The organism is Aquimarina sp. Aq78, assembly GCF_900299525.1.
Taxonomy (GTDB): Bacteria; Bacteroidota; Bacteroidia; order Flavobacteriales; family Flavobacteriaceae; genus Aquimarina.
In genome coordinates this window covers 600,705-614,735 of the sequence record NZ_OMKA01000001.1, presented here as the reverse complement: position 1 = coordinate 614,735, position 14,031 = coordinate 600,705, and the positions used below count along the sequence as shown (strand labels likewise).

The following is a 14,031-nucleotide window of genomic DNA, read 5'->3' as shown; positions in this document are numbered from 1 at the left end:
GACTTAAAACATGAATTAAGATGTCTTATTACATGTTTTGGGACATGTGTTAATTGATTATATTTATTTTTTTTATCAATTTAGCAGTAACTTTAATTAACACAAATTTGACTAAAATGTTACTATTACAATCCACAAGGCTTTTGGCAGTATTCACTGTTAGAATAACTGCGATTTAGTTATTTCCCAATAATCGGTGCAAAGTTACCTCAATCTGTGAGCTCATTCATTCAATTACTATTATTGGGTATGATTTTTCTAACAGTGAGATATAAATGGTCTCGTAAATTATTCTTCAATAATTCTACGATCACTTCTTTTGCATTTAAACTAAATTTTTTAACTAATACAAATTACTATTAAAACTCTTAAAGTTTTAATGTGTAGCATCATTTTCTATTTAGATAAACTCTACTTATGTTACATAATTAGTGTGTTATTTTAGAATTTAACACATTAATGTGGTATGTCAACTTTATAGTTTTATTTAGAACTAATTAATATGAAATTTTTAGAGTTAATGGTTTGGGGGTCAGCCATTATTAATTAAATATTCAAATCTTAAAATCAAAAAAATGAAACGTATATTAACAATCGCAATTGCTCTTTTTACAGTAATGAGCTTTGCGCAAACTCAACCACAAAAGGCTAGAGATCTAGTATCTCAACAAAAAAATTCTGGTTCGGCTTTTGAAAAAATTCAACTTTTCAAAATAATAAATAAACAAAAAAATAACCTAAAACTTCCTAAAGGACTTCATGATTATGTGTTATTCTCATTAGATCAAAATAAGATGAAATCTTTGCAAGGGAGTTACCCAAATACTATGAATTTGAGTATTCCTGGGCAGAAATCAGCAATGTCGGTTGATCTTGTAAAAGTGAATATTAAAACAGATGATTTTTTGGCTAAAGGTACTTTGGATAAAGTATTGCCTTCTTCTGGTATAGCACATTATAGAGGTGTGGTAAGCGGACAGTCTAATTCTCTGGTAGCTATCAGTTTTTATAAAGATAATGTATCTGGTTTTATTAGTCCGAATGGTCAAGGAAGTATAGTATTGGGTGCTTTAAGTAATAGCAAGAACCATATTATCTATAAGGACAAGGAACTTAGTCATATAAATGATTTTTCTTGCCATGTAGAAGACAACATGGAAAAAGGATACACTCTCGAAGAATTGTCTTATAATCCACAGAGTAAATCAGCAGCAAAGTGTGTAAAAATGTTCTTCGATATAGCCGCAGATATTGTTAGGGATAAAGGAGGAGAACAACAGGCTACTAATTATATGGAAACTTTATTTAATCAGGTTGCTGCCCTGTATGCCAATGATCAGATAACTCTTAAATTATCTGGTACCAAAGCTTGGAGTTCTAATGAACCATTTCAGAATTCTAATCTTGATAGCTATGGTAGATATAGGAGAAATAATGGTCTTAATGGAGCAGATTTAGCACATCTGGTTAATTATTCATTTAATGGAGGATTAGCTGCTTCTATTGGAGGTTTGTGTGGTTCTAAGAATTATGCAGTTTCTGGTATTAAAGGTAGTTTTAGTAATGTACCTACTTATTCTTTCGATGTATTCTTAATTTCTCATGAAACAGGACATAATGTAGGATCACGTCATACACATGCATGTGTGTGGAACGGTAATAATACAGCTATAGATGGTTGTGCTGGCCGTGTAGAAGGAAACTGTAGATTACCAGGGAATCCTGCAGGAGGAGGAACCATTATGAGCTATTGTCCGCAAACTAGTGTTGGGGTGGATTTTAGCCTAGGGTTCGGCTCTCAACCTGCTAATGTGATCCGTAATCACATTTCGAGATCAAATTGTATACAGACTTGTGACGGTGGAGGGTGTAATACAGGAGATGCTATATCTGTAACATTTAGCAATAATACAGATTGTACTTTAGAGTATTTCCAGAACAATTCTTTACAGGGATCTGCCAATGCAGGAGGCTCATATAATGCAAATACTACTATAGGAAGCGCATGGCAAGCCAAAAAAGCTTCGGGAGATACTGTAGATAATTTTACTATTGCTTGTGGCCAAACAACCTATAACTCTTCAGGAAATTGTAGTAGTGGTGGCGGTAACTGTGATGGTGTAGCACCATATTCTTCAGGTACAGTTTATAATGTAGGAGATAGGGTAACCTATAATGGTTCTTTATACGAACTAACTTTTAACGGATGGACCAATTTAGGACCATGTACTACAACAACTGATCCTTGTTCTGGAGTAGCACCATATTCTCAAGGTACGATTTATAATGTAGGAGATAGAGTAACTTATAATGGTTCTTTATATGAACTAACTTCTAACGGATGGACTAACCTAGGACCTTGTGGAGGAGCATTCTCTGCTTTTGGTGGGGATGGGCCAACAGGAGGATTACAATTTAAAGCATTCCCTAATCCAGCAAAAGATCTTTTAAACCTGGAAATTAGTAATGCAAAATCTTCTTCTCAAATCAGTATCAAAGATATGAATGGAAGAACATTAGAGATCATAGATCTTAAAACACCTCCGGGAGGAAATGTAGTAAGAAAAACAGTAGATATTAGTAAGTTATCTACTGGTATCTATTTTGTAAAAGTTACCAATAGTGGTACAACTCTTACTCAAAAGTTTTTTGTAAAATAAATTTTTAAATAATAATAAAGTTCGACCTCATTTATAAAGAGACTGTTTAAAAAGGCAGTCTCTTTTTTATTATTTGAGTATGGTTTTTATCCTTAGGCTATATAAGCCATAAAGTTGTTTTCAAGACTTAACGTCAATGCCAATCTAGTTTTTTGCTTCCAAGTTATGATGATTTACTTCTCAAGAATTATCCCGTTTGTATAGTCAATACGATTATCAATCATTTAGATGTAACTAAATTAACTAATCTTATTTATCCGTGAATTGTCTCTTTATTTCCCAGAGATTTCATTATTTCTGCTTCAAAAATTAGTAATTCTTGCCATTTTTTGTCAACTTCTTCACGATTTCCATATTGGCGTGCAAAATTTAAAAACATAGTATAATGATTAGCTTCACTTACCATTAGGCTTCTATAAAATTCAGCTAGTTCTTGATCTTCTAGTTCTTCGGATAGTAATTTAAAACGCTCACAACTTCTGGCTTCGATCAAAGCTGCATACAATAAACGATGTACAAGTTGGGTTGTTCTACTTCCTCCTTTTGGGAAAAAAGTAATCAATTGAATCACATAGTCATCCTTTCGATCTCTACCGAGAATCCAGCCCCGTTCAAGAATTTTATCATGAACCATTTTAAAATGACTCATTTCTTCTTTTACCAGTTTTATCATCTCTTGCACTAATTCTGTGTATTCTGGAAAACTCACAATAAGCGATATTGCTGTAGAAGTAGCTTTTTGTTCGCAGTATGCATGATCTGTAAGAATCTCTTCAATATTTTTTTCTACAATATTTACCCATCTTGGGTCTGTGGGAAGTTTTAAGCCTAACATGGTTCTGGTAGTTTTTTATAATAATTACAAATTTATGAAGTAACTCATTGATTGAACTAAGATTCGAAAGAAAATATTAATTTTTTCATTTTTATTTGTTTGAAGCAACCTTAAAGATTTTTATTCATCTTATTAAAAAATACATATTATGAATAAAAGTAGTCTGGTTGCTCTAATTGTAGTATTGGGATTCTTAGCTTGTAGTAGTGATGATGACAATAATAATCCAAGTAGTTGCGATCAATTAACCGTAATTAGTTCAAAACAATATATTGATGAACCAAATCATGATTTGACGATAAACAGCATGAAAATAAATGAAAATTGTTTGAAAATCAATTTTGGTTCTAGTGGATGCAGTGGGGATAGTTGGGAGTTAAAACTTATTGATTCTGAAGAAATTTTGGAAACCAACCCGCCACAAAGAAATTTGAGGTTGTCTCTAAAAAATGAAGAATTATGTAATGCATTTATTACTAAAGAAATATCGTTTAATATTCTTGGGTTAAAAGTAAATGGTAATAAGGTGCTGCTCAATATAAAGAACTCAGATGATCAAATACTTTATGAATATTAAAAAAGTCAAATAATTTTAAAGACAAGATAAAACTAGATATCTAAATCAAAAGAGGAACGTAACTTATCAATAAGAGGGTTTTTTTCTTTTAATTTTTCATACTTATCCTGGGGGGTGAAGGCATATTTTTTAGAAGCTTCTTCGTTTACAGTAATCTTCATTTCAATACTGTAATTTTTTAATTTTTTGAATAAAAACTGCAATAATCCAGATTGAGCAGCTTCCATATCAATCTTCATCGATTGGTTAGGTAATTCTAATGAAATATAACCTTTATCAAGGGTGGGAATATTCATAGCAAACATAGATCCGATAATACGTTCTCCTTTTTTATCTTGCATTTTACCATATTCTATCCATCCTTCCTGCATTTGTGATTCTGTAAATTCTTCTTTTGGTAAATTTTCAGGGTCAATTACCTGTTCTTCTTTACTTTCTTCATGTTCTTTCTTCCTCTTAATACTACTTAGCGATAATCCAGAAGTTTTGCGTTTCTTATTTATTAAAACTGGTTTTTTCTCTATTACAGGAGCTTCAGCGGTAATTGTATCCTCAGAATTATCTTCTTGAATATGAGGTTCTGTATCTTTGTCTAGTGAAACCTCAGAAACTGGAGTAGTTGAAGGTTCTGGTTTTTCTTCTGCTTGAGGAGGTGTACTATTTTGTTTTTCGGTTTCAGTTTTTTCTAAAGCCTTTTCTTTTATTTCAGATGAAATTTTAACTGGCTTAATTCCTTTTTCCTTAAAATAAGAAGGAGGAATTATGTAGGGTTTGTCATTTTTTTTTTCTCCATCCACAAGGATAGAGGCAAGCTGCATTAGGCATAACTCAACCAGCAGTCTTTGATTGCGACTGGTTTTGTATTTTAGATCACAATCATTTGCAAGCTCAATGCCTTTAATAAGAAAACCATGCGGAGCTTTTTGTGATTGCTCTAAATATTTAGCTTTTGTTTGTTGACCTACTTCTAGAAGATTGATAGTAGCTTGATTTTTACAGACCAATAAATCTCTAAAGTGCGACGCAAGGCCGGATATAAAATGATGTCCATCAAAACCTTGGGCAAGAATTTCATTATATTCTATAAGGAGTTGTGGAATATTATTCTCAAGTATTAAATCGGTAGTTTTAAAATAAGTTTCATAATCTAACACATTTAGGTTTTCGGTTACCGCCTGTCTGGTTAAATTTTTTCCACTGAAACTAACAACTCTATCAAAGATTGATAAAGCATCTCGCATTGCGCCATCTGCCTTTTGAGCGATAATCTGCAAAGCATCTTCATCTGCAGTAATCCCTTCCTGTACAGCTACCTGCATTAAATGATTTTTAGCATCGGTTACTGTAATGCGTTTAAAATCAAATATTTGACAACGTGATAAGATTGTTGGTATAATTTTATGCTTTTCTGTTGTTGCCAGAATAAAAATAGCATGTTTAGGAGGCTCCTCCAATGTCTTTAAAAAGGCATTAAAAGCTGCTTGAGAAAGCATATGTACCTCATCAATAATATATACTTTATATTTTCCTACTTGTGGTGGAATCCGTACCTGATCGATAAGGCTTCTAATATCATCTACAGAGTTGTTTGAAGCAGCATCGAGTTCAAAAATATTAAAGGCAAAATCTTCATCTGGATGCTCATTTCCATCCTGATTAATTGTTTTTGCCAGAATCCTGGCACATGAAGTTTTTCCTACTCCTCTTGGTCCGGTAAATAATAATGCTTGTGCAAGATGATTGTTTTCTATAGCATTAAGCAGTGTATTTGTAATTGCTTGTTGCCCTACAACATCTTTAAATGTCTGGGGTCTGTATTTACGTGCTGATACTATAAAATGCTCCATCGTTACAAAGTTAAAAATTGCTTACAAAAAATAAATTATAGCTATCGGTTTTTATCTTTAGTTATTAACACCCAAAAAATAATTCTGAATTCTGAATTCTAAGTTCAGAATTATAATACTTTTGCACAAAGCAGATCACCTTATCGCTCCTGATTATTCGGGAGAGGAAAGTCCGGACACCATAGCACAGTATAGCGGGTAACGCCCGTCCGTCGTAAGGCGAGGACAAGTGCAGCAGAAAGTATGTACAGGTAATGCTGTAGTGAAACCAGGTAAACTCTATACGGTGCAACGCCATGTAAACCAGCTTTTGAGGGTTGTGCGCCCAATGTTGGAGGGTAGGCGGTTTGAACTGGTAAGTAATTATCAGTCTAGATAAATGATAAGGATCCTGATGTATCGGGAAACAGAATCCGGCTTATGATCTGCTTTTTTTTACAACTCTTTTAACAATACCCAATATCAATTTTCTTGTACCTTGTACCACAAGAAAAATTATTTGAATGAAAATTGCTATAGTCTGTTATCCTACCTTTGGAGGTAGTGGGGTGGTGGCCACAGAATTAGGAATTGCTTTGGCAAAACTAAACCACGAAGTACATTTTATTACCTACAAACAACCTGTTAGGCTTAATCTATTGAATCCGAATATTCATTTTCATGAGGTAAACGTACCTACATATCCTCTTTTTCATTATCAACCATACGAATTAGCATTGTCTAGTAAATTAGTTGATACGATTAAAAAGTATAAAATTGACGTACTTCATGTTCATTATGCTATTCCGCATGCATATGCTGGATATATGGCAAAAAAAATGCTTGAAGAAGAAGGAATTTATATACCTATGGTGACTACATTACATGGTACAGATATTACCTTAGTAGGAAATCATCCTTTTTATAAACCAGCAGTAACATTTAGTATCAATAAAAGTGATATTGTTACTTCTGTATCTCAAAGTCTTAAAGACGACACATTACGTTTATTTGATATCAAAAACGATATTGAGGTAGTTCCTAATTTTATTGATGCAAGTCAAAGAAAAACCAGTTTTACAGATTGTCAACGAGAACTTATGGCAACTCCAGAAGAGCGTATTGTTACTCATATTAGTAATTTTAGAGCTGTAAAACGTATTACAGATGTTGTAGATATTTTTTATAATATTCAGAAAAAAATGCCAGCAAAGTTATTGATGGTAGGAGAAGGGCCAGAACGTAAACCAGCCGAACAAAGATGTAAAGAACTTGGTATAAAAGATAAAGTTGTGTTCTTCGGTAATAGTAATGAAATAGATAAGATATTGTGTTTTTCTGATCTGTTTTTACTTCCATCAGAACGAGAAAGTTTTGGTTTAGCTGCATTAGAAGCGATGGTAAATAAGGTTCCTGTAATATCAAGTAATGCAGGAGGAATCCCAGAAGTTAATAGTCATGGTGTTTCAGGATATATGAGTGACGTAGGAGATGTAAAAGGGATGTCAGAAAATTCGATTAGAATTCTGGAAAATGATAGCAGATTAGAAGTTTTTAAAGAAAATGCGTATAAAGAAGCAATGAAATTTGATATTAGTAGTATTATTCCTCTATATATAAAAATGTATGAGAGTGCTTTGGCAGCAGTATAATATCATTTATTTATAAAATTAAAAACACCGTTGTCATGTACATGACAACGGTGTTTTAGTTATTACTTTATTATAATGGTATGTCTAAAATGTATATCTGGCAGAAATACCAACATTGACTCCAGTATTGTCTACATCTCTAAATCCATTTGATTGATCTATATCATGAATATCAAATGTTGGACGAATACTAAATGCTACTTGAAGTGGAAAATCAAAACGATAATCAACTCCAAAATCTGCTCCTATGTAAGGAAAAAATTCAGCATCTCTATCTACATCACCAATAATTACACCAAGGTATCGGGTTTTAAAATCTATATACCCTGCACCTAAACCTGGACCAGCAAACCAATTTAATTTATCCCAGATATTATATGTCCAATGAAAAAATACTCCACCACGATAAGTAGAGATGAAAGAATTTGTTTTAAAACCTAAATTGGCGTCAATTCTGTTGTGTTCACTTATTATTTGTCGTTGATATGTAATTTCGGGACCAAACCCTTCATCTCCAACAACTCCTTCTGATAACCGAATTCCTATAGCATTTTCAGGAATATCTTGTGCCTGCAGTTGTGAAGCCGAAATAATGATTGATAGTACAAAAAAAAGTTTTTTCATGATTTTAATTTTTAAAATTTTTAATTGATTATTATAATAGAAATGGTTAGCGTGTTTTAAAGTCTTCTTTGCAAAACTAGTGTATTAAGAGTGTTAATCAAATTTGTATCTGGCGCTTAAGCCAAAATTAAAAATGATATCATCATTAGTATAACTATCGAAGTATATCTCTGGTCTGAAGTCTAGTGAGATTAATAGTGGGAAATCAAAATTATATTCAATACCTACATCTCCTGTTACAAAACCAAAGATGGTTAAATCATCGTCACGCACTATATTAGAGTCAAAATCAACTAATCCGCCTCCAATCCCTGGACCAACATACCAATTTAGACCACCGTCTATATTAAAAACCCATTGGTATATCCCGGTTAGCTTTAGAGCATTGTAGTTTCTTTTGCCTTGCGCTCCAAGTCCTAATTCTATTCGTGTTTTAGAACTTAAAGCATTTTGATATGAAGCTTCGGCCCAAAAACCGTCTCCTTCACTAATACGTAAACCAATAGTATGTTTAGAAATTTCCTGAGATTGTATATTATAAATACAAAGAAATAGAAAGGGAATTATAAAAAATATATACTTCGTCATAATCGTAAATAGTAATTTCCTATTCCCGACTATAACGTCATAAATCTTCTATTCTGTAAGGATAAATCTTAAATCTTTGTTAAGATTAAACTAACTACTTTGTAACTGCATGTCGGTGCTCTCAAAAATCTTATCTGCAGAATCAGCTATAAATCCATTAAAAATAACATCTTGATTATTTTTGTAACGGTATGAGAATTCATAATAGCATGATGTGATTTCTTTAACGTTTTCTTCGAATTCTACCTTGACCACATCAGCCAAAATACTGGATTGCTCTAGTAATTGGGATGGAGAGCCTTTTATTTCACCTCCAGAAGTATTCATTTTGAAACCATTCTCTTTTAAAAATTCATTAACTTGAGATAAATCTTTAAACGATTGAAGCTTATTAACATCTACTGTGAAGTGATTAGAGCAAAAGCCATTAACATATACCCAGGCTGCATATTCTGATGTAGAAAGGAGTCTTTTATATATCTCAAAGGATGGTTTGGCCCAAATCCTGCCTTTTAGAATAAGATCTTCTTGTTGTAAAACCGTATGATCTGTTTGATTTATGGTGTTTTGGATTATGCTATTTAATTCTACAGAAAACTCTTCGAGAAGTAATTCACTAATAAAGATTTTTGGAGCGTTAAGATCACTCTTGTGCTCAAAATGTTTGGCGTATAATTTTTTGGTCTTAAAATGATATTCTCCTTTGGGTTCATAACCCATTGCGATAAAGGGTTTTGCCAGAACATCGATATTTACTCTCGGATCATTAAAAGTGCGTATTGCAATATGATCATTGAAAACAGTATTATCTTCTGCTTCAAACAAAGATTTAATTTTTTGCGCAGAAGGAGTTTTTGCAGTGTATTGTTTCCAAAGTTCTTCAAAAAAATGAGTCAAATTCATTTTAATTATGTTTTTATTTGATACAAAATTATTATTTTTGACTATTATTGCGTGTATATATATTAGTTTTAGTTTCAATTATATAGATTTTGTGTCAAATTAAAGGTAATGTTTTGTTTTTATTATCAATTTTGACTGTGTATGTTTTAAATTTTTTATTGGTATGAATCATTTTGATTATATAGATCAGCAGATATTATTACAGATACGCGAAGATGCAAGGAAGCCTTTTTCTCAAATAGCAGAGAATTTAAAAATTTCTAATTCTTTAGTACATCAGAGAATTAAAAAACTTAAGCAACGTGGTGTAATAAAGAAAGCCGAGTTTGTAGTAGATGAAAAACAGATTGGTTATAAAACGAAATCTTATGTTGGTATTCGTTTAAGAGAGGCTAGATATGCAAAAGAAGTAGTTGATGGTTTAAAAGAAATTCCAGAAATATTAGAATGTAATTATGTTTCAGGACATTATGCTATTTTCATTCTTATTTTTGCATTTGATAATCATCATTTACGTAAGATTCTGTATGAAAAAGTACATCAGATCGATGGAGTCGCGGGAACGGATAGTTTTATTTGTTTTGATACCAATTTCAGGAGACAGGTTTCTTTAAATTCTTTAGGAAAGAATATTTCATATGATTGATAAAAGTATATTGACATCTTTACAAAATCAACTAGACGGTCAATTACAATTTGATACTCTAATTACTTCTTTATATGCTACAGATGCTTCAGTATATCGTAGAATTCCTTTGGCAGTAGCATTTCCAAAATCAATACAAGATGTAAAAAAAATAGTTGCTTTTGCATCTCAGTATGGTGTTGGTATTATTCCCAGAACAGCAGGAACATCACTTGCAGGGCAATGTGTAGGAGACGGTATTGTGGTAGATGTTTCTAAATATTTTACTAAAATAATCGCAATAGATAAAATAAGAAAAACGGTAACCGTTCAACCAGGAGTAATACGAGATGATCTTAATCGTTTTTTGAAACCACATGGATTATTTTTTGGGCCCAATACATCAACATCCAATCGTTGTATGATTGGAGGAATGGTAGGTAATAATAGTAGTGGTACTACATCTATTCAATATGGTGTTACAAGAGATAAAGTATTAGAATTACAAACGATATTGTCTGATGGTAGTGAAGTCATTTTTTCTGAAATATCATCAAATGACTTTGAAGAAAAACGAAATTTAGATACTCTTGAAGGAGAAATCTACAACCAGATTTATACCGAACTTTCTTCTAAAGAAATTCAACAACAAATTGCTGCTCATTTTCCAAAACGAGAAATTCATCGTCGCAATACGGGTTTTGCTATTGATGAGTTGATTGATTCTGAGGTTTTTTCTACCACGAATACACATTTTAATATGTGTAAACTTCTTGCTGGAAGTGAAGGTACATTGGCTTTTACTACACAAATAACATTACAGTTAGATGAACTTCCGCCAGAAGAAACGTTGATGATTGCTGCACATTTTAGAACTATCGATGATTGTATGAGAGCGGTAGAGCCCGTAATGCAACATTCGTTATTCACTTGCGAAATGATGGATAAAACCATTTTGGATTGTACAAAAAATAATATCGAGCAATTAAAGAATCGTTTTTTTATTGTTGATGACCCAGAAGCAATCCTCATGCTGGAGCTTAGAGCAGACGATGCTGATCATTTAGAACAGCAAAAGGATAGCCTATTAAAAACTCTTGATGATTCAAAGCTAAGCTATGCCAATCCAATTTTGCGTAAAGAAGAAATAGATAAGGCTTTAGAACTAAGAAAGGCGGGATTAGGATTACTAGGTAATATTGTTGGCGATAAAAAAGCAGTTGCTTGTATAGAAGATACGGCGGTTGCTATTCCTGATTTAGCAGATTACATATCAGAATTTACAGATTTAATGAAGTCTTATGATCAAGAAGCTGTGTATTATGCACATGCAGGAGCAGGAGAAATTCATCTTCGGCCTATTCTGGACTTAAAAAAGAGTAATGATGTAGTTCTATTTAAAAAAATAACAGATGACGTAGCATCTTTGGTAAAGAAATACCAAGGTTCTATGAGTGGAGAACATGGTGATGGTATTGTAAGGGCTGGATATATACCCTTTATGATTGGTGAGGGCAACTATAAAATATTAGAACGTATTAAAAATACATTTGATCCTGATTCTATTTTTAACCCAGGCAAGATTATAGATGCCTATCCCATGGATCAAAAACTACGATATGAAATAGATCGAAAAGAACCAGAAATAGATACCATTTTTGACTTTACCGACTCGATGGGAATTCTAAGAGCTGCAGAAAAATGTAATGGTAGCGGTGATTGCCGTAAATCTGTAGAAGCAGGAGGGACCATGTGCCCCAGTTATCGGGCTACAAAAAACGAAAAAGATACTACTAGAGGTAGAGCAAATACACTGAGAGAGTTTTTAACCAATAGTGAAAAGGTTAATAAATTTGATAATAGAGAATTAAAAGAAGTTTTTGACCTCTGTCTAAGTTGTAAAGGATGTGCTAGTGAATGTCCTTCTAATGTTGATGTAGCTGCGCTGAAAGCAGAATTCGAATATCAATATCAAAAAGAAAATGGAGTATCGTTACGTACAAAGCTTTTTGCTTATAGTAACAGATTAAATGATATAGGGAGAATCGCTCCTGGTTTAACAAATTTTTTCTTTTCCAATACATTCACATCTAGTATTTTAAAATCTACTTTGGGTATTGCCAAACAACGAAATTTACCTTTGTTAAGCAAACAATCTTTAAGAGATTGGTGCAGGCAAAATATAACAAAAATACAACCAGAGAGACCTATAAAAACGGTGTGCTTTTTTATAGATGAATTTACAAATCATCTGGATGCCGAAATTGGGATAGATGCTATCGAGCTACTCGTTAAATTAAATTATGAGGTAAAGATAATTGACCATAAAGAAAGCGGGCGGACTTTTATATCAAAAGGATTGTTGAAACAAGCTAAAATTCTCGCAAATCTTAATATTGAAACGTTTAGCAATCATATTACTGAAGAAATTCCTTTGGTCGGATTAGAACCCTCTGCGATACTTACCTTCAGAGATGAATATTTACGATTAGCCGATGATAAAGAAAAAGCAACATCAGTTGCAGCACATACGTTCTTGATTGATGAATTCTTGCATACAGAGATAGAAAAAGGAAATATAACCGCTGATTTGTTTACTGCAGATACCAAAACAATCAAAATGCATGGGCACTGCCATCAAAAGGCTTTATCTGGTATACATGATACATTTTCGATTCTAAATTTACCCAAAAACTTTAATGTTACTATAATTCCATCTGGATGTTGCGGTATGGCAGGGTCTTTTGGGTATGAGAAAGAGCATTATGATATTAGTATGCAAATAGGAGAGCAGACCTTATTTCCGTCGGTTAGAAAAACACCCGAAGATACTATTATTGTTGCAGTAGGTACTAGCTGCAGACATCAAATAAAAGATGGTACACAGCGAGAAGCGTTACATCCCATTAGTATTTTAAAAAATGCTTTATTATAAATACGATTTTAAAATTAGAAGTTTCAAATAAATGTAGGGTTCGAAATTATACTAAAATATTATCCATGTATGGTTTCAGAAGTACCGTAGTTTTGAATAAGTTCTCCTTCAAATTTTAATAAATCTTCCCATTGTTTATCTACATCAATACCTTTTCCGTATTTACGTGCAAAACCAATAAATGTGGTGTAATGACCAGCTTCACTAATCATTAAATCGTGATAGAATTTTGATAACTCAGGATCTTTTATTTTTTTTGAAAGAAGCTTAAATCGTTCGCAACTTCTGGCTTCGATCATTGCTGAAAATAACAACCGATTAACTAGGCTTTGCTTACGGCTACCACCTGTAATACCAAATTTAAACAATTCGTTTACATAACTATCCTTTCGTTCTCGACCTAATTTATAACCACGCTTTTTAATAATCTCATGAACCATTTCAAAATGCTGTAATTCTTCTTGTGCTAAGGTTAATAAATCGGTAACCAAATCGGTATGTTCAGAATTTAACGTAATGATGGTAATGGCATTTGTGGCTGCTTTTTGCTCGCACCATGCGTGGTCTGTTAAGATTTCTTCGATATTTGTTTCAGCGAGAGCTGCCCAACGTGGATCTGTAGCTAGTTTTAAACCAAGCATATTTGTTCTGTTTTAAGAGATAAATAATATTGTCAAAGATACGTTTTGCGATTTTTATTTCAATGATTCTAACAACTTATTAATATACCATTTTCCAAAATATTTATGTTCACATATCAATTGCGGGTATTAACTAAAAAGGAGTAAGAACAAAGTATGAGTAAA

The 14,031-nt window shown here is 32.6% G+C and carries 11 protein-coding genes and 1 other RNA gene; 6 read left to right on the top strand and 6 right to left on the bottom strand.

The annotated features are described in order from the left end of the window. Positions 1-575: 575 nt before the first annotated feature. A complete protein-coding gene (locus DG435_RS02615; RefSeq protein WP_106791282.1) occupies positions 576-2,660 on the top strand; it encodes a M12 family metallo-peptidase in 2,085 nt (694 codons plus the stop codon). A gap of 253 nt (positions 2,661-2,913) precedes the next feature. Here DG435_RS02615 and DG435_RS02610 read toward each other — a convergent pair whose 3' ends face one another. Further along, positions 2,914-3,495, bottom strand: a complete 582-nt coding sequence (locus tag DG435_RS02610) for a tRNA-(ms[2]io[6]A)-hydroxylase (RefSeq protein ID WP_106791283.1) — start codon at positions 3,493-3,495, stop codon at positions 2,914-2,916. A 148-nt stretch (positions 3,496-3,643) separates the two neighbouring features. Here DG435_RS02610 and DG435_RS02605 point away from each other — a divergent pair, with 148 nt between their 5' ends. Beyond that, on the top strand, positions 3,644-4,072 hold the full coding sequence (locus DG435_RS02605; RefSeq protein ID WP_106791284.1) for a hypothetical protein: 429 nt from the start codon (positions 3,644-3,646) through the stop codon (positions 4,070-4,072). A gap of 32 nt (positions 4,073-4,104) precedes the next feature. Here DG435_RS02605 and DG435_RS02600 read toward each other — a convergent pair whose 3' ends face one another. Then, positions 4,105-5,919 carry a DNA polymerase III subunit gamma/tau gene (locus DG435_RS02600; protein ID WP_106791285.1) on the bottom strand — a complete coding sequence of 605 codons (1,815 nt, stop codon included), beginning with the start codon at positions 5,917-5,919 and terminating at the stop codon, positions 4,105-4,107. Between the two features lie 127 nt (positions 5,920-6,046). Between DG435_RS02600 and rnpB the strand changes: the two genes are divergently transcribed. Continuing rightward, an RNA gene (gene rnpB, locus DG435_RS02595) (RNase P RNA component class A) lies at positions 6,047-6,355 on the top strand. A gap of 67 nt (positions 6,356-6,422) precedes the next feature. Next, on the top strand, positions 6,423-7,550 hold the full coding sequence (bshA, locus tag DG435_RS02590; RefSeq protein WP_106791286.1) for an N-acetyl-alpha-D-glucosaminyl L-malate synthase BshA: 1,128 nt from the start codon (positions 6,423-6,425) through the stop codon (positions 7,548-7,550). An 84-nt stretch (positions 7,551-7,634) separates the two neighbouring features. On the opposite strand, the gene DG435_RS02585 is transcribed toward bshA, so the two are convergent. From DG435_RS02585 to DG435_RS02575, 3 genes are all read right to left on the bottom strand, one after another. After that, entirely contained in the window at positions 7,635-8,174 is a 540-nt protein-coding gene (locus DG435_RS02585; protein WP_106791287.1) for a hypothetical protein, read from the bottom strand. Between the two features lie 93 nt (positions 8,175-8,267). Further along, on the bottom strand, positions 8,268-8,762 hold the full coding sequence (locus tag DG435_RS02580; RefSeq protein WP_024770033.1) for a hypothetical protein: 495 nt from the start codon (positions 8,760-8,762) through the stop codon (positions 8,268-8,270). A 90-nt stretch (positions 8,763-8,852) separates the two neighbouring features. Further along, a complete protein-coding gene (locus DG435_RS02575; protein ID WP_106791288.1) occupies positions 8,853-9,665 on the bottom strand; it encodes a DUF1338 domain-containing protein in 813 nt (270 codons plus the stop codon). A gap of 163 nt (positions 9,666-9,828) precedes the next feature. On the opposite strand from DG435_RS02575, the gene DG435_RS02570 reads away from it, so the two are divergent. Together DG435_RS02570 and DG435_RS02565 are read left to right on the top strand one after the other, a co-directional pair. Further along, complete coding sequence (locus tag DG435_RS02570) at positions 9,829-10,311, top strand: Lrp/AsnC family transcriptional regulator (protein WP_106791289.1); 483 nt, start codon at positions 9,829-9,831, stop codon at positions 10,309-10,311. Next, positions 10,304-13,225 (top strand): FAD-binding and (Fe-S)-binding domain-containing protein, encoded by a 2,922-nt coding sequence (locus DG435_RS02565; RefSeq protein ID WP_106791290.1) that lies wholly within the window; start codon positions 10,304-10,306, stop codon positions 13,223-13,225. The genes DG435_RS02570 and DG435_RS02565 overlap by 8 nt, the downstream gene beginning before the upstream one ends. A gap of 59 nt (positions 13,226-13,284) precedes the next feature. On the opposite strand, the gene DG435_RS02560 is transcribed toward DG435_RS02565, so the two are convergent. Further along, complete coding sequence (locus DG435_RS02560) at positions 13,285-13,866, bottom strand: tRNA-(ms[2]io[6]A)-hydroxylase (RefSeq protein ID WP_074406334.1); 582 nt, start codon at positions 13,864-13,866, stop codon at positions 13,285-13,287. Positions 13,867-14,031 lie beyond the last annotated feature (165 nt).

Excerpts from the sequence above, each read along its gene's own strand:
- DG435_RS02610 (WP_106791283.1), bottom strand. The coding sequence starts at position 3,495 with ATGTTAGGCTTAAAACTTCCCACAGACCCAAGATGGGTAAATATTGTA.
- DG435_RS02615 (WP_106791282.1), top strand. The coding sequence starts at position 576 with ATGAAACGTATATTAACAATCGCAATTGCTCTTTTTACAGTAATGAGC.
- DG435_RS02605 (WP_106791284.1), top strand. The coding sequence starts at position 3,644 with ATGAATAAAAGTAGTCTGGTTGCTCTAATTGTAGTATTGGGATTCTTA.
- DG435_RS02585 (WP_106791287.1), bottom strand. The coding sequence starts at position 8,174 with ATGAAAAAACTTTTTTTTGTACTATCAATCATTATTTCGGCTTCACAA.
- DG435_RS02580 (WP_024770033.1), bottom strand. The coding sequence starts at position 8,762 with ATGACGAAGTATATATTTTTTATAATTCCCTTTCTATTTCTTTGTATT.
- DG435_RS02575 (WP_106791288.1), bottom strand. The coding sequence starts at position 9,665 with ATGAATTTGACTCATTTTTTTGAAGAACTTTGGAAACAATACACTGCA.
- bshA (WP_106791286.1), top strand. The coding sequence starts at position 6,423 with ATGAAAATTGCTATAGTCTGTTATCCTACCTTTGGAGGTAGTGGGGTG.
- DG435_RS02560 (WP_074406334.1), bottom strand. The coding sequence starts at position 13,866 with ATGCTTGGTTTAAAACTAGCTACAGATCCACGTTGGGCAGCTCTCGCT.
- DG435_RS02565 (WP_106791290.1), top strand. The coding sequence starts at position 10,304 with ATGATTGATAAAAGTATATTGACATCTTTACAAAATCAACTAGACGGT.
- DG435_RS02570 (WP_106791289.1), top strand. The coding sequence starts at position 9,829 with ATGAATCATTTTGATTATATAGATCAGCAGATATTATTACAGATACGC.
- DG435_RS02600 (WP_106791285.1), bottom strand. The coding sequence starts at position 5,919 with ATGGAGCATTTTATAGTATCAGCACGTAAATACAGACCCCAGACATTT.